19 protein-coding genes are annotated in these 20,716 nt (G+C 54.2%); 9 read left to right on the top strand and 10 right to left on the bottom strand.

Features of this window, described 5'->3' with window-relative positions:
• The first annotated feature begins 4 nt into the window (after window positions 1-4).
• The 5 genes from ABJV08_RS00475 (at window position 5) to ABJV08_RS00455 (ending at window position 5,380) form a co-directional block, all read left to right on the top strand.
• The gene (locus ABJV08_RS00475; protein WP_348040117.1) at window positions 5-874 is read left to right on the top strand and encodes a 3-hydroxyacyl-CoA dehydrogenase NAD-binding domain-containing protein; all 870 of its coding nucleotides are present in this window, start codon (window positions 5-7) and stop codon (window positions 872-874) included.
• A 96-nt stretch (window positions 875-970) separates the two neighbouring features.
• Window positions 971-2,116 carry an epoxide hydrolase family protein gene (locus ABJV08_RS00470; protein WP_348040115.1) on the top strand — a complete coding sequence of 382 codons (1,146 nt, stop codon included), beginning with the start codon at window positions 971-973 and terminating at the stop codon, window positions 2,114-2,116.
• 6 nt (window positions 2,117-2,122) lie between these two features.
• Complete coding sequence (locus ABJV08_RS00465; protein WP_348040113.1) at window positions 2,123-3,043, top strand: ABC transporter permease subunit; 921 nt, start codon at window positions 2,123-2,125, stop codon at window positions 3,041-3,043.
• 4 nt (window positions 3,044-3,047) lie between these two features.
• Complete coding sequence (locus ABJV08_RS00460; RefSeq protein WP_348040112.1) at window positions 3,048-3,836, top strand: ABC transporter permease subunit; 789 nt, start codon at window positions 3,048-3,050, stop codon at window positions 3,834-3,836.
• On the top strand, window positions 3,833-5,380 hold the full coding sequence (locus ABJV08_RS00455) for an ABC transporter ATP-binding protein (protein ID WP_348040110.1): 1,548 nt from the start codon (window positions 3,833-3,835) through the stop codon (window positions 5,378-5,380). The genes ABJV08_RS00460 and ABJV08_RS00455 overlap by 4 nt, the downstream gene beginning before the upstream one ends.
• Before the next feature lie 58 nt (window positions 5,381-5,438).
• On the opposite strand, the gene ABJV08_RS00450 is transcribed toward ABJV08_RS00455, so the two are convergent.
• The 5 genes from ABJV08_RS00450 to ABJV08_RS00430 form a co-directional block, all read right to left on the bottom strand.
• Complete coding sequence (locus ABJV08_RS00450) at window positions 5,439-6,272, bottom strand: TorF family putative porin (RefSeq protein ID WP_348040108.1); 834 nt, start codon at window positions 6,270-6,272, stop codon at window positions 5,439-5,441.
• Between the two features lie 246 nt (window positions 6,273-6,518).
• Window positions 6,519-7,856, bottom strand: a complete 1,338-nt coding sequence (locus tag ABJV08_RS00445) for a mechanosensitive ion channel domain-containing protein (RefSeq protein WP_348040106.1) — start codon at window positions 7,854-7,856, stop codon at window positions 6,519-6,521.
• A complete protein-coding gene (metC, locus tag ABJV08_RS00440) occupies window positions 7,853-9,052 on the bottom strand; it encodes a cystathionine beta-lyase (RefSeq protein WP_348040104.1) in 1,200 nt (399 codons plus the stop codon). Before metC ends, ABJV08_RS00445 begins: the two co-directional genes overlap by 4 nt.
• A gap of 17 nt (window positions 9,053-9,069) precedes the next feature.
• On the bottom strand, window positions 9,070-9,906 hold the full coding sequence (sseA, locus tag ABJV08_RS00435; protein WP_348040102.1) for a 3-mercaptopyruvate sulfurtransferase: 837 nt from the start codon (window positions 9,904-9,906) through the stop codon (window positions 9,070-9,072).
• A gap of 179 nt (window positions 9,907-10,085) precedes the next feature.
• Entirely contained in the window at window positions 10,086-11,279 is a 1,194-nt protein-coding gene (locus ABJV08_RS00430; RefSeq protein ID WP_348114485.1) for a hypothetical protein, read from the bottom strand.
• 103 nt (window positions 11,280-11,382) lie between these two features.
• Between ABJV08_RS00430 and queF the strand changes: the two genes are divergently transcribed.
• The 3 genes from queF to ABJV08_RS00415 all read left to right on the top strand — a co-directional run bounded on the left by queF (window position 11,383) and on the right by ABJV08_RS00415 (window position 13,414).
• Window positions 11,383-11,853 (top strand): preQ(1) synthase, encoded by a 471-nt coding sequence (queF, locus tag ABJV08_RS00425; RefSeq protein WP_348040098.1) that lies wholly within the window; start codon window positions 11,383-11,385, stop codon window positions 11,851-11,853.
• Window positions 11,853-12,941, top strand: coding sequence for a glutathione S-transferase (locus ABJV08_RS00420; protein ID WP_348040096.1), 1,089 nt, complete (start codon window positions 11,853-11,855; stop codon window positions 12,939-12,941). The genes queF and ABJV08_RS00420 overlap by 1 nt, the downstream gene beginning before the upstream one ends.
• A gap of 80 nt (window positions 12,942-13,021) precedes the next feature.
• The gene (locus tag ABJV08_RS00415; RefSeq protein ID WP_348040094.1) at window positions 13,022-13,414 is read left to right on the top strand and encodes a thioesterase family protein; all 393 of its coding nucleotides are present in this window, start codon (window positions 13,022-13,024) and stop codon (window positions 13,412-13,414) included.
• Window positions 13,415-13,752: 338 nt separating this feature from the next.
• On the opposite strand, the gene ABJV08_RS00410 is transcribed toward ABJV08_RS00415, so the two are convergent.
• The 5 genes from ABJV08_RS00410 to ABJV08_RS00390 form a co-directional block, all read right to left on the bottom strand.
• Window positions 13,753-15,333, bottom strand: a complete 1,581-nt coding sequence (locus ABJV08_RS00410) for a helicase HerA-like domain-containing protein (RefSeq protein ID WP_348040092.1) — start codon at window positions 15,331-15,333, stop codon at window positions 13,753-13,755.
• Between the two features lie 103 nt (window positions 15,334-15,436).
• Window positions 15,437-16,987 carry a Do family serine endopeptidase gene (locus ABJV08_RS00405; RefSeq protein WP_348040090.1) on the bottom strand — a complete coding sequence of 517 codons (1,551 nt, stop codon included), beginning with the start codon at window positions 16,985-16,987 and terminating at the stop codon, window positions 15,437-15,439.
• Between the two features lie 281 nt (window positions 16,988-17,268).
• Window positions 17,269-17,709 carry a nuclear transport factor 2 family protein gene (locus tag ABJV08_RS00400; protein ID WP_348040088.1) on the bottom strand — a complete coding sequence of 147 codons (441 nt, stop codon included), beginning with the start codon at window positions 17,707-17,709 and terminating at the stop codon, window positions 17,269-17,271.
• Window positions 17,710-17,715: 6 nt separating this feature from the next.
• Window positions 17,716-18,567 carry a protease modulator HflC gene (locus ABJV08_RS00395; RefSeq protein WP_348040217.1) on the bottom strand — a complete coding sequence of 284 codons (852 nt, stop codon included), beginning with the start codon at window positions 18,565-18,567 and terminating at the stop codon, window positions 17,716-17,718.
• Between the two features lie 3 nt (window positions 18,568-18,570).
• Window positions 18,571-19,614 carry a protease modulator HflK gene (locus ABJV08_RS00390; RefSeq protein ID WP_348040215.1) on the bottom strand — a complete coding sequence of 348 codons (1,044 nt, stop codon included), beginning with the start codon at window positions 19,612-19,614 and terminating at the stop codon, window positions 18,571-18,573.
• Between the two features lie 131 nt (window positions 19,615-19,745).
• Here ABJV08_RS00390 and ABJV08_RS00385 point away from each other — a divergent pair, with 131 nt between their 5' ends.
• The gene (locus ABJV08_RS00385) at window positions 19,746-20,708 is read left to right on the top strand and encodes an Mrp/NBP35 family ATP-binding protein (protein WP_348040086.1); all 963 of its coding nucleotides are present in this window, start codon (window positions 19,746-19,748) and stop codon (window positions 20,706-20,708) included.
• Window positions 20,709-20,716 lie beyond the last annotated feature (8 nt).

Below are 20,716 nucleotides of genomic sequence, written 5' to 3'. Positions count from 1 at the left end.
TGATATGAAAGCAATCGGAATTATCGGATCGGGGCAAATGGGTGCCGGTATTGCACAGGTTTCGGCTCAAGCGGGCTATCATGTCTATCTATCGGATGTCAGTCTCGAGATTGCCGAACGCAGCAAGGCCGGAATAGGCAAACAGCTGGCGCGTCTGGTCGAAAAAGAAAAAATCGAGCAACAGGCGGCTGAAACGACTCTGGCTCGTATTGAACCGATTGTTCAGCTCGACCCGATGGCCAATGCTGATATCATCATCGAAGCTGCAACCGAGCGTGAGGAAATCAAGCGTCAGATCTTTGCCGCAGCGTCAGAGGTGTTGGGACACCAAGCGATTCTCGCGAGCAATACTTCATCAATTTCTATCACCAGACTGGCGCAATCGGTCAAGGATCCGTCACGTTTTGTCGGCGTGCATTTCTTCAATCCGGTGCCGTTGATGGGATTGGTTGAAGTCATCCGCGGCTTGGCCACTAGCGATCAAACGGCAACTATGGCCAGTGATTTTGCCAAGGCAGTGGGCAAGAGCGCTGTTATGGCGAAAGACTCTCCTTGTTTCGTCGTCAATCGCATCCTGCTGCCGATGCTCAACGAGGCATTTTTCGCGCTGGGCGAAGGCACAGCGTCGATGGAAGATATTGATCGCGGTGTGCAATTGGGTCTCGGTCATCCAATGGGACCGATCACCCTGGCAGATCTGATCGGACTGGATACATTGCTGGAGATTTTGCGGGTGTTGCAAACCGACTTTGGCGATCCGAAATATCGCCCCGCGCCGATCCTGACGAAATATGTTGAAGCCGGTTGGCTCGGCCGAAAAACCGGCAAAGGATTTTATGATTATTCGGGTGAAGTACCGGTTCCAACGATGTGAAGACCTACCATTCGCCTGAATGTTCAGGAGAATGAAAATAGAATAGTGCAAGCGTCCTTCGGCGGTCTTAGGGCGATGGAGACAGGATGATATGTTGTGAGCGACGAAATCAGAGACTTTCAGATCGACATCCCCAAAACGGCATTGGATGATCTCGACATCCGGTTGCGGCATGTGCGCTGGCCAGACCCGGAGCCCGTTCAAGACTGGTCACAGGGCATCCCCCTCGACTATGTCAAAACCGTCGTCGAGCATTGGCGGACCAGTTATGACTGGCGGCGCTGTCAGGATGAGCTCAACCAATATTCCCACCATCTGACGGAGATTGATGGTGTCGATATCCACTTCATGCATATCCGTTCGCCGGAAGCCGATGCACGGCCTTTGCTGATGACTCATGGCTGGCCGGGATCGATTATCGAGTTCATGGATGTGATCGGTCCGCTCACCGATCCGGTCGCCCATGGTGGCGAGGCGAAGGATGCCTATCATCTCGTATTGCCGTCACTTCCCGGCTTCGGATTTTCCGGCAAGCCAACCACAACCGGATGGGGCATGGAGAAAATCGCGCGGGAATGGGATGTGTTGATGACGCGTCTTGGCTATGATCGTTATTTCGCGCAGGGCGGGGACTGGGGCGGAATGATAACGTCCGTTATCGGCGCGCAGAATCTGGGCCATTGCGCTGGTATCCATGTCAATATGGTGATCGTAGGCCCGCCATCCGATGAAATCATGGCCAATCCGACGCCGGAAGAACAAGCGTCATTGGCGCATTTTGCGGTCTATCAGGAACAGGGCTCAGGCTATGCAGAAATCCAGCGAACCCGGCCGCAGACACTAGGATATGGTTTAGCCGATTCACCGGTCGGGCAGATGGCTTGGATCATGGAAAAATTCCAAGGTTGGGCAGACGACGCCACGGCTCCGGACGACAATTTTGATTGTGACCGCTTGCTCGACAATGTGATGATCTATTGGCTTAACAATGCAGGAGCATCCTCAGCGCGCTTATATCGTGAAAGCTTTGGTGCGCCCAATATTGATCCGGTCGGCATAGCATCCGGGTGCAGCATTTTTCCGAACGAGATCATCACCCCTTCGCGCCGCTGGGCAGAGCAACGGTTTCAGAATCTGCAATATTGGAACGAACCAGAAAAAGGTGGCCATTTCGCGGCTATGGAAGTGCCTGAATCGTTTCTAGCCGAAGTACGGAACTGTTTCGGCGCAATGGCGCTTTAGTCCGGCGTGTTGGCCTTGATCACCCGGCGGCTGATGACAGCGATCCCGACGCTGCTGGTGATTATTTTGGCCTCTTTCTTCCTCATGCGGCTGGCTCCCGGCGGACCCTTTGATGGCGAACGTCCGCTGGACCCAGCAACGCAAGCGGCCTTGCAACAGGCATATGGTCTGGACCGGCCGCTTTGGGAGCAGGCATGGCTCTATATTTCGCGACTGGTGCAAGGAGATTTTGGGCCTTCGTTGGTCTATCGCGATTTTACCGTATCAGAGCTGATAGCTCAGGGTCTGCCCATTTCTTTGACCCTTGGAGGGCTAGCGATAATGCTGGCCCTCATGATCGGCGTGACGGCTGGCCTTTTTGCAGCCGTGCAAGCTGGAAGGGCCGTAGACAAGGCAATTATGATGCTAGCGACCGTTGCAACTGCGCTTCCTACATTTGTTACCGGGCCGGCGCTGGCGTTGTTTTTTGGTCTGTGGCTGGGCCTGCTGCCCGTATCAGGGACCGGTGAAGGCGTCGCCTGGTTGATAATGCCCGTTATTGCTCTGGCGCTGCCAGTGTCCGGCGCGATCGCCAAACTGACCCGCGCTGGGCTCGCCACTGTCCTCAAGCAGGATCATATCCGAACGGCGCAAGCCCGGGGCCTTCCTGAGACCAAGATATTGTTCAAGCACGGGCTTCGTCCCGCTTTGGTTCCTGTGGCGAGCTATTTGGGTCCAGCGGCAGCCGGTCTCTTGACTGGCGCAGTCGTTGTTGAGACCGTCTTCGGATTGCCAGGCTTGGGGCGTTATTTCGTGCAAGGCGCGCTCAACCGAGACTATCCGCTCGTGCTCGGGGTTGTCACGCTGTACGCCGCGTTGATCATCCTTTTTAATCTGTTTGCTGATCTGATCTACGGGTGGCTCGACCCCAGAATGCGGGAGGGTTGATGTCATGCTGAAACGCCATTTCCCGCTATTCATCGTTCTGACCATTGTCGTGCTAGCGCTAATGCTGCCGTTCCTTTTGCCGTGGACCTATGACCAGATCGATTGGGATGCGGTCCGCGCGCCGGCATTCACTGGATCGCATGTGTTTGGGACTGATGAAATTGGCCGGGACCGCCTGGCGCGGTTGGCAGCGGGCACCGGCATCACCCTGATGGTGGCGATGGCTGCAGCGTTGGTTTCCTTGATCGTGGGCATCGCTTGGGGAGCTACCGCAGGATGGGTTGGCGGCAGAGTGGATGAGGCGATGATGCGCATTGTCGATGGCCTCTATGCCTTGCCCTTCATGTTCATCGTCATATTGTTGATGGTGGTGTTCGGGCGATCGATTTTGCTGGTATTCATAGGGATCGGTCTGGTGGAATGGTTGACCATGGCACGGGTGGTTCGCGGGCAGGTGATGGCGCTGAAACAACGACCCTTTGTTCTGGCTGCCGAGGCATCGGGTACGCCACCCTTCACCATCATCTTGCGTCACATATTGCCCAATATCGCGGGTGTTGCGCTTGCCTATCTCATGCTGACGGTGCCGCAAGTGGTGATGGTAGAGAGCTTCCTGTCCTTTCTCGGCCTGGGTGTGCAAGAGCCGCTCACTTCTCTCGGCATATTGGTCAAAGAAGGTGCCGATGACATGGACATGGCACCGCTCGGTCTGGCCTTGCCAGGCGGTCTGCTTGTGTTGATCCTCGTCTGTCTGACGATCGAAGGTGAACGATTGAGAGACCATTTCTCGTGAGCTTGTATGCAGTCCGGAACCTCGCTGTGGCAATTGCTGGCAAGCGCCTGGTCCAGGATGTCAGCCTGACGGTTGAGGCGGGAGAGTGCACGGCAATCATCGGCGCATCGGGTTCCGGAAAAAGCCTGTCTTGCCTGACACCATTTGGGCTGACGCCCGGCATGGCTTCCGGTTCTATGATGTTGAATGGAATGGACCTTGGTGAGACTGATGCCCATCAATTGCGCGACGCACGTCGCAGACTAACCGGATTTGTGTTCCAGCAGCCGTTGACCGCACTGACACCGCATCTAACCGTAGGCGCGCAATTGCAGGAAGCGACCATGCAGGCCGGAGCCGCTCGTCCATCGCGGCGGGACTTGGCTCGTAAGCTCGATCGCGTCGGCCTCTCCAGAGCGGATGAACGGTTGGATCAGTTTCCACACCGTCTTTCCGGCGGCGAACGCCAGCGGGTGATGATTGCGGCGGCTATCGCCCATCGCCCAAAATTACTGATCGCTGATGAGCCGACCAGTGCACTGGACGCCTCCCTACGTGCAGAGATCATGGAGCTTTTGGATGGTTTGCGCGCGGAACAGGGGCTCGGAATGTTGCTAGTAAGCCATGATCTTGCATCGGTTGCGGGGCATGCCGACCAACTGGTGGTTATGGAAAAGGGCATGGTGGTAGAAGCGGGATCGACCCGTGATATCATCGATAATCCTGCCGAGGATTATACGAAATGCCTGATAGCGGCCACCCCTAGGCTTGATGAACCGGTTCAGAAGCTTAGCGAGCCTCTGGGGCCGTTGCTCGAAACGCAAAAACTTGGCGTTGCCTTTGATCGGCCCGGCTGGCGTCGTGGCAAGGTCTCGGCCTTGGTCGATGCGAATATCATGGTCCGGCAGAGGGAGTCTTTGGCCGTGGTCGGCGGGTCGGGTTCTGGAAAATCAACACTCGGACGTGCCATTGCTGGGATCGGTCCCGTAACCGAAGGACAAATCCTCCGGCAAGGGACGGTGCTACCAGGGCGTCGGCAGCGAACTTTAGAAATGCGCGGACTGATCCAGCCCGTTTTTCAGGACCCGGTGGCAAGCCTTGATCCACAATGGCAGGTGATAGATATTGTAACCGAACCGCTTGGCAATTTCCGGCCTGAACTGACAAAGGCCGACCGGCACGAGATGGCCCGGCAAGCATTGCTCAATGTTGACCTGTCTGAGGATTTTTTGCGCCGAGCACCGGCGAGCCTGTCAGGCGGTCAAGCGCAACGAATTGCTATTGCGCGGGCCATTATTGCCGCGCCTCAGCTGCTGGTGCTGGACGAAGCCACTTCCGCGCTAGACCCTTTGGTGGGCGCCGAAATTCTAGAACTTCTCTTGCGGTTGCAGATGGACAATGGATTGAGCTTATTGTTCATTACCCACGATATCGCCGCAGCCCGCCGACTGTGCCACAGGATTGCAGTGTTGGAAGACGGTCGGATCGTCGAAACCGGCGATATGCAAGCGGTGATTGATGATCCTCAACATCCGGCGACGAAAAGGCTCATTGCCGCCAGCTAAAAAAAGGGCCACCCGGATGTCCGAGCGGCCCTCTTTATCAGCGTGAGTTATTGTGAATTTAGAAAGATACGCCGAGAGTGAAAACGATCGCGCTATCAGTGAAATTGTTGATCGCTGGCGCATCGGTATCCGTATATGCGAGCGTGGCTGTTAGATTGTCGGTAATCGCCCAGTCCACTCCGAGCATCCAATCGACATAGTCGTTGGCGCCGAGAACGCCCGCAGGATTGCCCAAGGATCCTTCATTGATCCCTATATTGGCATTCAACGTGATCGGGGTGTCTGGAATTCCAGCTGACACGCCCGTGTAAATGTAGACATTGTCGGAATTGCCGAGACTGTCTTGGCTCCAAGCATAAGCAATACCGCTGGTAACATCGACTGGGCCGACGGTTGCGGATACCGAAGCGTATGGTTCAAAATAGTCGCTTGGACCTGCCGCGCCATCTTCGCCATTTGGGTAGAAGAAATAGAGGAGGCCTACATCAAGGGTCAGGCCGGAGGTGACTTCACCGGACCAACCACCATAGAGGTCAAGCTCGGTGTGGCCAAATGTGGCGCTATCTTCAATCGAAGATCCCCAGGTTCCGATATAAAAGCCGCTCTCGTGAGAGACGTCAATGCCGCCTTGAATGGCGATGTCGCCATCTGAGAAAGACAGGCCCCGGAAACGATAATCTGAAGTGACCGCAGCATTTCCCGAAACTGTAATAGCACTGGAAGATTCTTCCTGCGCGAATGCTGGTGCAGCCGTGGTGGCTAGCAAGATGGCCGAGAGGCCTGCGATGGTTGCTTTGGCGTTTTTGCCAAGGCTGATTGTATTGGACGTGCGCATGGAAATCCCTTTCTCGTTAATGCGTATCGCCCCTCCTGTCATTGTCATGGCTGTCATATTATTGCGCCAGATGCCCCGAACGCGAACAGTCTCTAAACATGTGCAATGAAGCTGGTCCATATCATTGCGCTGCACAAGCAAGAAAACGACAGGAAGGGTGACATAATATAGAATTGTTGCACTTGCGCCACAAACCGGTTTTCGGTCGCTTAAAAATTAGGCGAATTTGATTTTGGATGACTAATAATGCGTCACCTCATCCCGCGATCTCACATCAGTGGAGTCCGAATCGGCGAACTTGTCCTAATCGATGTTAGTCGATTCTGTTCCGTGGACCACGTGTTTCGAGCTCGCTTCGAGTTTGACGGTCCCACCTTCTGGCAAAGACTTGATGTGAATGTCGCGCTGCGGGAATGGAATTTCGATTTCATGCTCTTTGAACAGATCCCAAACTCGTTTGAGGATAGCCGACTTGAAATTGCCGACGCCAGATTGCGGGTCTTTGATCCAGCAGCGGATTTCAAAATTGACGCTATTGTCTCCAAATTCCAGCATCCACGCGACCGGCTTCGGATGGTTGAGCACTCGCGGCACGTCAACGCATGCTTGCTTCATCAGATCCATCGCGAGATCCATGTCGGTATTATAGGAGACTCCAACGGGGATGCCTATCCGGATATTGGGATTGGAGTAGGACCAATTCTCAACTTCCCGGGTCATCAAATCCTCATTCGGAATCAGATGCTCCTTGCCTTCACGGGTCAGAACCGAAACGGCACGTACGCCGATTTTGTTGACCCAGCCGAAGCTGTCACCGACTGCAATGACATCACCTGGTTTGATCGAGCGGTCCATTAACAAGATAATTCCGGCAATCAGGTTGCCGATTGTCTTCTGCATACCGAAGCCAATGGCTAAGCCGAAGGCGCCTGAGAAAACAGCAAGTGCAGTCAGGTCGATACCAACAATATCCAAGCCGAGGACGAACGCACCGGCCAGGATCGCTACTGTCGCCAGCTTCTGGCCCAAAACCCGTTGCGCACCATCCAGTTGGCTATTGCCGATGATATGCGAAACAATTTTCATCAGGGCCCGGGCGACGGCCAGCAATATAACCGCTGTCATGGCGACCGTGACAATCCACCACAAAGATATGCGTCGCGAGCCGAGATCAAAGCCAACCCGTTCCATAGCTTCCGCAATTGGCGCTATGCCGCCGACAAGACCTGAGCCAATGGTGATAAAAAGGGCCAAGCCGACAATTGTGCCAATCCAGTCCGGCATCCGGACCCCGCGGATCAGATCATTCGCAAACAGGCCGACAGTGATGGCTATGGTCAGAGAAAAAACGACTTGCGCTATGTTGTGCCAAGGATAGGCGGCTAGAAAAATACCACATAATATGAAGGTAGCGGCGCGCCGGGTCATGTCCCGAATTCGGCGACCGGCAAGCTCGCTCTCATAGCCAGCACGCGCTTCCCAGAGGTGGCGCAATTTCGGCCCGATATATTTGCTGAGGTACCAGCCGGCGGTCAATGCTATGGCCACCAGTCCGATCGCTATTATGCCTTCAATATACTGAACATTGGCTGGCGTTCCGGGAGCCAGCGATTCCAGATATTTATACGCTTTGTCGATCATGGTTGTGCACTGTGGTAATGTTCAAAGCCTTTGGCAAGGTCTGCAATGAGATCTTCTGGATCCTCTAGCCCGATATTCAGTCGTACCAGCGGACCCTTGTCTATCCATTCGGTTGCGGATCGAAATTTGCCAGGATCGACCGGCAGCGCGAGGCTTTCAAACCCGCCCCAGCTGTAACCGATGCCGAACAGAGACAACGCATCAATGAAGGCTGCACGGGATTTGTCATCGCCATCCGACAGTTCGAAGGAAAAAAGGCCCGATGATCCTTTGAAATCGCGTTTCCATATTTCATGCCCTGGGCAATCGGGCAGGGCAGGGTGGAACACGCGGCCCACTTCAGGCCGTCCTTTCAACCAATGTGCAACTTTCAATGCGCTGGCTTCATGTTGGCGCAAGCGGACGTCCAAAGTCCTGAGTCCTCGCCCAGCAAGATAAGCATCGTCGGGGGAGACCACTTGTCCCAGTTGTTGCGCTGTGCGCCGCAGCCGCGTCCAATAGCTGCTGTGCGTGGTGACAGCGCCCATCATCACGTCACTATGACCAACAATATATTTGGTGGCAGCGGTAATGGCGATATCCACACCATGTTCCAATGCTGGGAAAAAGCGCGAAGTCGCCCATGTGTTGTCGAGCAGAGTGACGATGCTGGCGGCGCGAGCCGCTTTACAGATTGCCGGCACATCCTGAATTTCGAAGGTCAGGCTACCAGGACTCTCCATCAGAACGGCTTTTGTTTTAGGTCCGAAAAGGCCGGTGATATCGGCACCGATCATCGGATCATAATAGCGAGCTGTGATACCCATGCGCTTGAGAAACGCATCAGCAAAGCTTCGGCTTGGGTCATAGCTGCTGTCCGTGAGCAGAATTTCGTCGCCCGGATTTAGGACAGCGAGCAGCGAGCACGAAATGGCGGCCACTCCCGAAGGATAAAGCATGGTCCCGGCGGCGCCGGGCTCCATTTCGGTCAGCGCTTCGGCGAGCGACCATTGGGTTGGGGAACCACGTCGACCATAGAAGAAATGGCCATCGTCGTTCGATTTCAGGCCATCGCGTAGATGGGCGACATTATCATATAGATGCGTGCTCCCGCGCCAGACGGGCGGATTGACCACGGCTCCTGTCCATTTTTTCCGGCGACCGCCGGTGACGACCTGAGTCGCGGGTTTTCTTGAACCAGAGTCGTTATCGGCCAACTATAGTTCCAGCATCTTCAGCCGGTTGCTTTCGGAGTGTCCGTATCAGCACCCCATTCGGTCCAGCTGCCATCGTAAAGGGCTGTTTTCTCTGCGCCAGCTACTGCAGCTGCAAAAGATATGGCCGCTGCTGTCATTCCCGATCCGCAAGTTGTGATAAGCGGTTTCGAAAGATCGATGCCAGCATCATTGAAAATTCCTGTTATCTCGTCACTGCTTTTCCACGTGCCGTCCGCGTTGAAAAAGCTGCCGTGCGGGATATTGGTCGAACCAGGAATATGGCCGGAGGCCGCAGCGCCCCGAGGGTCGGGTGTTTCGCCGCTAAACCGGTCGGCGGGTCGCGCATCAACGACTTGTTCGTCTTTGCTGTGCAAATTGGCGAGCATATCCGCTTTGGTGCGAACGTCCTTGTCATCTTTCCAGACTGTGAAATGGCGGTGACGCAGAGTTTCTTTACCGGTTTCCAGTGGTCGGCCTTCTGCCTTCCACTTGGCAATGCCACCATCGAGAATGGCGACTTCGTGGGCGCCAAAAATGGTCAGCATCCACCAAGCGCGAGTCGCGCTCTTCAATGGGCTGTCATCATATAGAACCACGCGACTGCCATCGCCCAAGCCGAGCGATTGCATCCGACTGGCAAATTTCTCCGCCGGCGGGAGCATATTGTCGACCGGATTGCTGGTATCGGTCAGTTCGCTGAGATCCATGAAAACGGCGCCAGGGATATGTCCAGCTTCATATTCTGCTGCAGGATTACGTCCTGCATCGGCCAAAAATTTCGTTGCGTCTACAATCCGAAGATCGGATGCACCTAGCTCGTTGGCCAGCCAGTCGGTCGTTACCAGCAATTCCATATTTAGCTCCTCATACCCGCAACCATTTGCGTTATTCGTTCCGCCGTTTAGCGATTCGATTTCCAGCCGTCGAGGCTATAACGCATTGGTTCACGAATCTACCGCTTATGTGGTTTTTGTGCATTGGGTGCCTCTGCGACCGCAGATGTGCCGCATGGCGATGGTCCTAGGGCCGTTACTCAGCCCATCACGATAGGACGGTGCCCGAGCGGTGCAAAGCTACATGGCCCCAAATCCAGACGGAAAGGAGCCATTTTTGTGCGCTGTGGTTCGTGCTCTTGACCAACCAGATAGGTAGCGGTTTGAAAGTGCCGGAAATCGGAACCATCGGTAAACTCAATTGAGAGGTGTACGAGCGGGACGAACAAAGCCTGAGACCGGAACAAGATCGGATGGATTGCGACCAAAGGTACACGAAACTCTGCACTAACCTTCTCAGTTTTCCCGATCTGGAGAATCTCAATATCTTGCAGTGGCGAAAGGTCGGCCGATAGCAGGTCACGGGCGCACTCGTCTTTGGCCTGGACCATTGTTCCCGTGACTTTGAGGTCGGTCAATATTTCACTCCCAAGATTGGATAGTGTGAGTTCAAAACCAAGGACCGCGTTGATCAAGGTTGCATTGGCCGAATGAGGCTGAAAACCAAGGGTGATGGCAGGAGCAGATTGGAGCGGTTCCAGCGGCTTTGCTTCGTGGTCGGGCAGGCTGGGCCCCGCATTTTCAGCCTCTATGGTGATCGATTGTTTCATGGAAGTGCGCCGCGCACGCCACAGATATGCTGCACTGATTAAAGCGAATAGAAGCGCTGCCACTGCCCAAAGAAACCAATTTCCTGATGCGCTCGATGCTACGGTTTCTGGTTCCTCCAAGGGGTCCGATGGCGATAAATTTATATCGCTCGATGTATCAACAGGTTCCTGGCTATCCACTTCCGCAGACCCAGAGTCTCGAGGCGAAAGGGCCGCGTTTGGAGGTGATGGTTCTGCGATCAATCTTGATTGGGCCGGCACTTGACTGACCGGTTCCTGACTAGGTGTGTTCTCAGCCGCAACGGGCATCGCGGTCGATGCACCGGCTCGGGGTTCCTGTATGGGTTGTGGCGTGTTTACTGGACTATTGCGCGGGACAGTAAGAGATGGTTCTATTTGCGGAACATCTTCGTCCACCGGCCCTTGGACGACATCTTGGTCCGATCGGCTGTTCTGTCCGGGTGGCAGAGAATAGTTTTCTGTCGAGGCCGGGTTTTGCGGAAGCGGTGCCGGATCATCAATCGCGTTTTGCGCTAGAGCGCCAGCGCTAGGTAGCAGTCCAAGCATGGCGCCGGTCAAAAGCACCCTGAACCAAAAATATGTGCTGGTTTGATCCACGACCATGTTCCTAAATATCCATGGACCAAATTGCGCGCTGCACCACTGAACCGGGGATGAATTCAGCAGGGGTGATGACATGAAGCGCCCAGTGGACTAGACAATCTGCATGACCGATAAAACTTCATCTGCCGCTGGACCTAAATATTTGGGCAAGACAAGTGAAATGCCCGCTTCTCCTGAAGAAGCGACGCTTGACTATGTGCCCAACCCCCGTGCTGGCGAGCTTTACCTCACCCGTTTCGCTGTGCCGGAGTTTACATCGCTGTGCCCCGTAACCGGTCAACCGGATTTTGCCCATCTGGTCATCGATTATGCGCCGGATCAAACCATCGTTGAATCCAAATCTCTGAAGCTCTTTCTCGGTTCATTCCGGAACCATGCCGCCTTCCATGAAGATTGTACGGTGGGAATCGGTCGGCGCCTGTTTGATGAAATGGCGCCCAAATGGTTGCGGATCGGCGGCTACTGGTATCCGCGCGGCGGTATTCCGATAGATATCTTCTGGCAATCGGGGGAATCGCCGAAGGGACTCTGGGTGCCTGATCAAGGTGTTGCTTCCTATCGAGGGCGCGGTTGATGGCCCATAAATTATACGCTGCGCCCCTGTCGCTTTATTCCGGTAAGGCGCGTGCCTATCTGGATTGGAAAGGCATCGACTATGAAGAGATTCTGTCGACGAGCGATGTCTACAAGAATATTATCCTCCCCAAAGTTGGCCGACCAGTCATTCCGGTCGTGGATACAGACGATGGTCAGACCATTCAGGATACGACCTGCATTATAGATCATTTCGAAGAAACGATCGGTGGCCCTTCAATTTATCCCGCTACGCCCAAGCAAAGGCTTACCGCATTGCTATTGGAAACATATGGTGATGAATGGTTGGTGATTCCGGCGATGCACTACCGATGGAATTATAACGAAGAATGGGTGTACGGAGAATTTGGTGCGGCTTCCGCACCGGATGCCAGCAAGGAAGAACAACTAGCGATCGGACGGGAACGCGGGTCCAGTTTCAAAGGTTTCTGCCCAATTTTGGGAATCAATCCAGATACGATCCCGGCAATAGAGGCCAGTTATGAGGCATTGCTCGCCGATCTCGACGCGCATTTTGCGATTCATGATTATCTCTTGGGTTCTCGACCTTCCATAGGTGACTTTGGTTTGATCGGACCGCTTTATGCCCATCTCTATCGGGATCCGGCATCGGGTGAGATCATGAAACGGTTGGCCCCGCGCGTTGCCGCTTGGGTTGAACGGATGGTGGATGTCAAAACGCCTCTGTCGGGTGAATTTCTTGCCGATGACGAAGTTCCGCAAAGTCTGATGCCTTTGCTTGAGCGGATGATGGACGAACAAATGCCGTTCCTTCAAACCACTGCCGATATGTTGGTAAGCTGGTCAGGCTCGAATCCGGATACGGAATTGCCGCGCGCCGTTGGCATGGCTGCATTTGTCATAGAAGGCGTGGAGGGGCAGCGGATTGCCGCGCCCTTCAGTTTGTGGATGCTGCAGCGCGCATTCGCTTATTATGAAAGTTTGAACGATGTGGAGAAAACCGTCGCGGATGACTTTCTGGCGACGGTCAAAGGCGCATCGGGGTTTCAAAATTTTGTGATGGACAGGCCTTTGGTGTTTGAAAAATTCAAACTTTCCGTTGGTTAAAGCCGTGAACCGGTCCAAAATTTTGCACAAAAAAGAGTTTACCCTATCAATCGGACGCGGCTAATCTTACTACTGGCGATATGAGCGGTATCCCACATCATCATAGCATTGCCATTGAGGCATCCGACATCGATTTCATGGGGCATGTCAACAATGCGAATTACCTGACGTGGGTTCAGGACGCCGTGGTTGCACATTGGCAAAAATTTGCTCCGTCAGAGGCCGTCGCTGACCATCTATGGGTCGCGATCAAGCATGAAATCACCTATCGCAAACCAGCTTTTCTGGACGACGATGTGATTGCCGAGGTCTTGTTGGAAAAGGTCCATGGCGCGCGGGCATTCTACAGCACAGTCATTCGCCGTGGGGAAGAAGTGCTCGCTGAAGTGCAGTCAAGCTGGTGCTGCATCGATGCTGACACGTTGCGGCCAACCCGTCTGGCCAAGGATATTGTCGCGCGATTTTTGGGTTAAGGCGGGCCATTGCCGAAAGCATTGATGGCTTTGCTAACAGGCAAGTGACCGTCGATGTCATATTCAGAATGCGACGGTATGTCATCTGCCCATTAAATTCAGGCTTGGCTGAACGGCGGCAGCTTCTTGATTCTATCCTGATCGACATCCATCGTCCATCACCCCGTTCGATCACAGGATATTAGACCGCACCAACATTCTTCATGATCCGTTCCCGATCATTATAGCGCATTTTTTTGGGGGTAGATTCTATGCCTTTGCACCGCAGATAGGATTCAAGCTTGCCTGTGTAATAGGAGGCGCGTGGCCCGAAGACTCACATGGGAATCACCCCGCAATCAACGCATCAGCCCGCCAATCAGGTTGCGCACAAAGCGGCCGGCAACAGGCCCGGCGAGGTCGGTGACAACCGAGCCCACGGCCGATGTTACGCCTGACCGCATCGGATTTGCGCGAGATTTTTTACCCAGGATTGTAGAGGCGGCAATACCCGCCGCTGATCCCACGGCAACCTTAGCGCCTCGACTGAAGGCTTTTTCCCAAATACTCTTGGTCTTGCGGGAGCGTTTGCCGACTTCTTTGGCGCCTTTTTCTTCGACTTCTTTTGCGGTTTCCGTGGCATCTACGACCTTCTGCGCCAATATTTCTTCAGCGCTATTGCGGTCGATTTCTTCATCATATTTGCCATCATAAGGCGAGATTGAATTGATGATCGCCCGCTCTTTTGGCGTGATCGAGCCAAGGCGCGAGCGAGGTGGTTTGATTAGTGTCCGTTGGACGATTGAGGGCGCTCCATCTTCCAGCAGCGTTGATACAAGGGCCTCACCTACCCGCAGCTCGGTAATGGCTTCCTCGACATCCAGGTCGGGATTGATGCGGAATGTATCGGCTGCCGCCTTGATCGCCTTTTTGTCTCGAGGTGTGAAGGCGCGCAGGGCATGCTGCACACGGTTGCCCAATTGGCCAGCAACCTTTTGGGGAATGTCGACCGGGTTCTGGGTCACGAAAAAGACGCCAACCCCTTTGGAACGGATCAAACGCACAACCTGTTCAATTTTATCTTCCAAGGCCTTGGGAGCATCGTCGAACAAGAGATGGGCTTCATCGAAGAAGAAAACCAACTTGGGCTTCGTCGGATCTCCGACCTCTGGTAAGGTTTCGAACAGTTCCGCGAGCAGCCAGAGCAAGAAGGTTGCATAGAGTTTCGGGCTGCGCATCAACTGATCGGCCGCGAGTACGTTGATATAGCCGCGACCTTGATCATCGCATTTGATGAAATCATCGATCTCCAGCGCAGGTTCGCCAAAAAATTGGCCTGCGCCCTGGCTATCAAGCTGCAGCAATTGACGCTGGATCGCGCCGACGCTGGCTTTCGATACATTGCCGTATTTTGCTGACAATTCTTTCGCATTTTCCGCAGTATAGGCGAGCATCGATTGAAGGTCATCGAGGTTCAGCAGCAACAAGCCTTCTTCGTCGGCAAACCGGAAAACGATATTGAGCACGCCTTCCTGCGTGTCGTTCAGGTCCATCAAACGCGCGAGAAGCAAAGGCCCCATTTCCGAAATGGTGGTGCGGATCGGATGACCCTGCTTGCCATAGAGGTCCCAGAATATCGCCGGATTGTCGGAATAGGCGTAGTCGTCCATCCCAAGCTCTTTGGCCCGGCCTTCGAGCTTGTCGGCATGTTTGAACTGTGATGACCCCGCCATGGAAATGCCAGCGAGGTCGCCTTTTACATCGGCAACAAATACCGGAACGCCGTTGGCGGAGAAGCTTTCGGCCAGTCCCTGCAGGGTCACCGTTTTGCCGGTGCCGGTTGCTCCGGCTATCAAACCATGGCGATTGGCGCGGGATAGGCTAAGGCATTGTCGTTCGTCACCGCCCAGTCCGAGAAAAATTTCTGTTGCATCGGCCATCGGCGAATCCCCTCAATCATATTGTAAACAGCCCTATGCTTGACGCAAAAAAAAGGCCGGCGTCAAGCACCGGCCTTTTTCTGTTACATGTGTTTAGACGCATTTAGTCGTCTTGCAGGCGAACCGCGACAAATTGCGGATCACGAGCGCCGCGACGAACCTGGAGCAACACAGCTTCCCGTTTTGAACGTTTGGCGCTGCTGATCGCTTTGTCGAGATCAGCTGCATTGGCGATTGGTTTGCGATTGACGCTGGTGATCACAAACCCGCGCTTGATACCTTTTTGAGCGGCATCGCTATTTGGATTGACCGTCGATACCACGACGCCTTTCTGCGACGATGGGATGCCAACCTGCCTTGCAATGGTTGGCGTTAAATCGACGACAGACAATCCCAGTGCATCAGCAGTCGCTTGGGCACTAGCGCCATTTTCATCTTGGCCTTGATCATTGTCTTCAGCATCTGGATCAAAGGAATTGCTAGCCAGTTCTTCTTCAGACGGACGTTTGCCCAGCTTGGCGTTGACCTTGACTGTTTTGCCATCGCGAACCAGTTCGATCGGAACACTCGTGCCGACCGGCAGATTGGCCACTAGGTAGGACAATGTCTGGTCCGGTGTAATGGTTTTGCCTTGTACCTTGGTAATCACGTCACCAGCCTGAATGCCGGCCTTTTGAGCAGCCTCACCTGGTTCAACCCGCTGGACAAATTCGCCTCGGTTTTTCTGCAATCCCAGAGAGTCCGCCAGATCTTCTGAAAGCGCACTGATCTGAACGCCGAGATAGCCACGCTCGATCGCTTTCCCTTTTTTCAGCGTTTCGACGATCGGAGCAGCAACTTCTGCAGGAATGGCAAAGCCAATGCCGACATTGCCGCCGGTGGGCGAAATAATAGCATTGTTGATGCCAATGACATTGCCATTGAGATCGAACATTGGTCCGCCACTATTGCCCCGATTGATCGATGCGTCGGTCTGGAGGAAACGATCATATGCGCCGCCTTGTCCAGTGTTTCTGTGGATCGCGGACAATATGCCAGTGGTTACCGTACCGCCAAGGCCAAAAGGATTGCCGATTGCGATGACCCAGTCGCCGACCCGGGCTCCCGTGCTGTCGCCGAACTTCACAAACGGCAGCGGCTTAGATGATTTGATCTTGAGCACAGCAATATCAGAAGCCGCATCGCGGCCGATCAATTCGGCTTCATATTCTGTGCGGTCCGGCATGATGACGGTGATGGTTTCGATCGTTGCATTGCGGTTGCCCGGCGCCACAACATGGTTGTTGGTAACAACATAGCCATCGGCGGAAATTATAAAGCCTGATCCCAGCGACTGTGCTTGACGTGTTTGTGCGCCGCCGTTTCCGCCACCCCTGCGGTTGCCGAACAAGCCGTCGAACGGAGTGCCTGCAAAGGGATTGCTATTGTTTACGCGGACGCGCTGGGTGGTAGAGATGTTGACCACGGCTGGCTGCAACTGCTCAGTCAGGTCTGCAAAACTCATCGGAGCATTTGCGCGTGGTACCACGTTGCGCATTGCTGAGCTGTCGTTGGCGGCGGTCTGTGCTCCGGCTGGGCCTATGCCAGTCAGGGCTGCTGCACTGCCGGCCAAAAGCAAAGCTGCTGAAATTCCGTAAGCGTAACGCACTGTCATTTTCCTCTCAAATTTCTGACGGAGCAAAAGGATGCTCGCCGTCAGATCCGTTCAAATTCGTAGAAATAATGGCGCAATTTTCATGAACGGCAATTGAATATTAGCATATTTATTCGTCGTTCCCGAGCGCAGAACTGCAACATATTTCTCATGTTCACCTATTTGGGTGCGTTACGAGCTTTTCGCAAGCGTGCAAGAGGCCTTTGGTCGAAAAAAACCGGCTCCGTGCCGAAAAGATGACAAATGTAGTCGGTAAGAAGGGGCGTCAAAATATGTGATCGTCAAAATTCGAATGAACCGTCGGTTTCAAATTGTGATTTGCCACTGAAACCCAAAGCATCATTGGCCAACTGTGTATCGAAAAATTCATGAACCGAAGCGATCTTGCCATTTCGGAACGAGAAGATATGGGCATAGCGTTGGTCATAGCGCTGTCCGTTTCGGGCCACGCCCTTGGCTTCCATGATGGCGGTTGCTCCATCCGGACCATCGTTCATCACACGCCATTTTACCGCGAACTGGAATTGTTCGAAATCCAACGCTTCAAATATAGCAGGCAGCACCTGTTTCAGTGCCGCGAAACTCTCATACCGCCCGGATATGATCGTATGTCCCGATACATTGTATACGACATCTGAATGGTGCAGCGCTTCGAAACCATCGACGTCCATCGCCGCCAATGCAGCATAATAGGCGTCAATGATCTCGCAGTTGCTGCTCAAAGCGTCTTATCGACCCCGGAACTGGCGCAAATATTCATTGTCCGGAGAGAGAATGAACGAGCTTTGTGGATCGTCTGGTCCGCCGCCCTGGAAGGTCGTTTCATAGCTCTTCATAGCCCGGTAGAAATCATAGAAACCCGGGTCTTTGCCAAAGCTTTCGGCATAGGTCCGAGCGGCGCTAGCGTCTGCTTCGGCCCGAATAATCTGTGCCTGCTTTGCACCCTGGGCGCGAATTGTCCGCGCTTCCTGATCACGGGCTGTCCGCATTCTTTGATAAGCGCTGTCGAGTGGCGTGCCGTCTGGCAGGTCGGCGCGTTTTATGCGCACATCCACAATCTCGGCCCCATATTGGCGTGCAACGCGGTTGAGTCCGGCTTGGATATTGTCCATCACTTGGCCGCGTTCGGGGCTAAGCAAGGCCGCAAAGGGACGTTTGCCCAGTTCGTTTCTCAAGGCCGAACCCAAAATTGGCCGGAGTTCTTCCGAAACGCGCTCTTCGCTGCCAGCTGCAATATACATACGCAACGGATCGGTGATCCGGAAGCGGGCAAAGGCATCGACTTGCAAGCGCAGCTGGTCCGTAGAGAGCACTTGCTGTTGTTCCATTTCGACGTCGCGGATGCGTTTGTCGATCCACACCACTTGCTCAATGAACGGGAATTTCATGAGCAGTCCGGCGCCAGTTTGTCCGAATGGGACATCATTCTGGTACCGGTTGATAATGCGTACAGGTTCACCAAAGCGGACAACCACGCCTTGCCGTGTTTCGGGCACGATGATGAGTGTGTTCAGCAATGTGAACAAAGCTGCGATGATGATTACGCCAAGCGCAACGGGGTTTTGCATGATGCGTCCTATCATCTACTTGCCCTCCACGGTTGTAATCGGAGGTTGCAGCGCGCGCTTCTTCAATTCTGGCAGGGCAAGATAGGGAGTGACGCCATTTGCCTCGACCACGGTTTTATCGACCTTGGACAAGACACGTTCCATTGTTTCATAATACATACGTTGACGCGTCACGGTTGGGGCAAGACGATATTCTTCATAGACTTTGTCAAAAGCGGCCGATTCACCTTGTGCCTGCGCGGTCAGCTGCTGCGCATAAGCGCGCGCTTCGTTGAGATAAGTTTGCGCCGTTTGTTGAGCGGCGGACACTTCTTTAAACGCGTCGTTAACCGCCGCAGGAGGGTCCGCTTTTTTGATCGCGATACCGCGAATGACAACGCCGGCGCCATAGCCGTCGAGCAGTTGTTGCATATTGCGTTCGACCTGTTGCTCGATTTCTGTCCGCTCGGAACCGATCGTATCGTCTAGCGTGAAATTCGCTACCGATGCACGCATTGCGGCTTCCGCTACTTCTTTGATGGTTTCTTCCGGTTCAGCAATCTGGAACAGAAATAGCTCTGGCGCCTTGATGTTCCAACGCACGGAATAGGCCAAGTCGACAATGTTCTGATCGCCGGTCAGGATCAGTTTCTCAGTCTCTCCTTCGGGAATATCGATTGTCCGGATATCCTCGATATCAAGCTTCGTGACTTGCTCAAGCGGAGTGGGCAGCGAGAAGTGCAGGCCAGGTTCCATTGTTCGAGAATAAGAGCCCAAAAACGTAACAACGCCGCGCTCTTGCGGGCTGACGCGGTGAATACTGGTCAGCAAAACCCATAGAACGATAAAGCCAATGGCCATAAGGGGCCACCAAGATCGGCCGCCGGGGCGTTTCGGCATGCCGCCTTTGAACCCGCCACCAGAACCTCTTTTGAACAGCTCTTCTAGAGAGCTAGCGCCTTTGCGTCCGCCACCGGGAGACCCGCCTGGAGGGTTGCCCCAGGGATTGCGGGGACCGCCGCCATTGCCGTTGCCGCCTTCCCCTCCGCTGCCATTGTCATTGCCCCATGGTCCGGCCATGTTCAATATTGCGCTTAAAATCGATCCGCGGCGGGCTTCGCCGTCAATATTTTTATCCATAGTTTCTTTATAGGTAGCACATCACCAGAAAAACAGTGTCAATCCGAGAAAAGTGTAACTATGTCCATCTCATGACCGATATTTCTTCAATTGAAGCAGCGCTGGACGCTGTTGCCAAAGGCCGCTTCAGCGCCGTAAAATTTGCGCAAGGCCGCGTCACTCTGGTGCTTAATGTTGGCGGACTCGACGTACGAGACCGTGGCCAGATCGAAATTGCCGTCAAAGGCAAGCTGCTGGAGATGGACGGCGTTGAGAAAGTCGATTTGGCAATGACAGCCGAGAAGGTGGAACGGCGTCTCATTGCCGTAGCCAGCGGCAAGGGTGGTGTCGGTAAGTCTACGCTTTCTGCTAATCTGGCGATTGCGATGCAGTTGATGGGTCGCAAGGTTGGAATGGTGGACGCCGATATATACGGCCCCTCTCAGCCTCGTCTGCTGCAATGTGAAGGGCGACGCCCAGAGGTTGAAGGCAAGCAGTTGATCCCGGTACCGAATGGGTATGACGTGCCAGTTTTGTCCATGGGGCATCTCGCGAAGCCCGGGCAGGCAATCGCCTGGCGCGGACCGATGGCAGGCAAAGCTCTGGAGCAGTTGATCGATGCTCATTGGGCAGATGTCGAAGAACTGATCGTCGATATGCCTCCGGGCACCGGCGATGTGCAATTGTCTATGATGCAAAATCACAAACCGGTTGGCGCAGTGATTGTTTCGACGCCACAAGATCTGGCATTGATGGATGCCACGCGCGCCGTGGATCTGTTTAATCAAGCGAAGATTCCGATCATCGGTATGGTCGAGAATATGTCCGGCTATCATTGCCCGCATTGTGGCGAGGCGAGCGACCCCTTTGGAGCCGGCGGCGCCGAAGCGGCTGCCAAAACAATGGGCATGCCCTTTCTTGGCAGAATTCCGCTGGACATTGATATCCGCAAGTCCAGCGACGGCGGCACGCCGCCGGCATGTATGGACGGCACGCAAGGACAGGCTTTCCGGGATGTTGCCAAAAAGCTGGCCACTTGGTTGGACAATCAATAGCCGCTAGA

This window comes from Parasphingorhabdus sp. (genome assembly GCF_039982395.1).
Taxonomy (GTDB): Bacteria; Pseudomonadota; Alphaproteobacteria; order Sphingomonadales; family Sphingomonadaceae; genus Parasphingorhabdus.
This window is presented reverse-complemented; position numbering and strand designations above follow the sequence as displayed.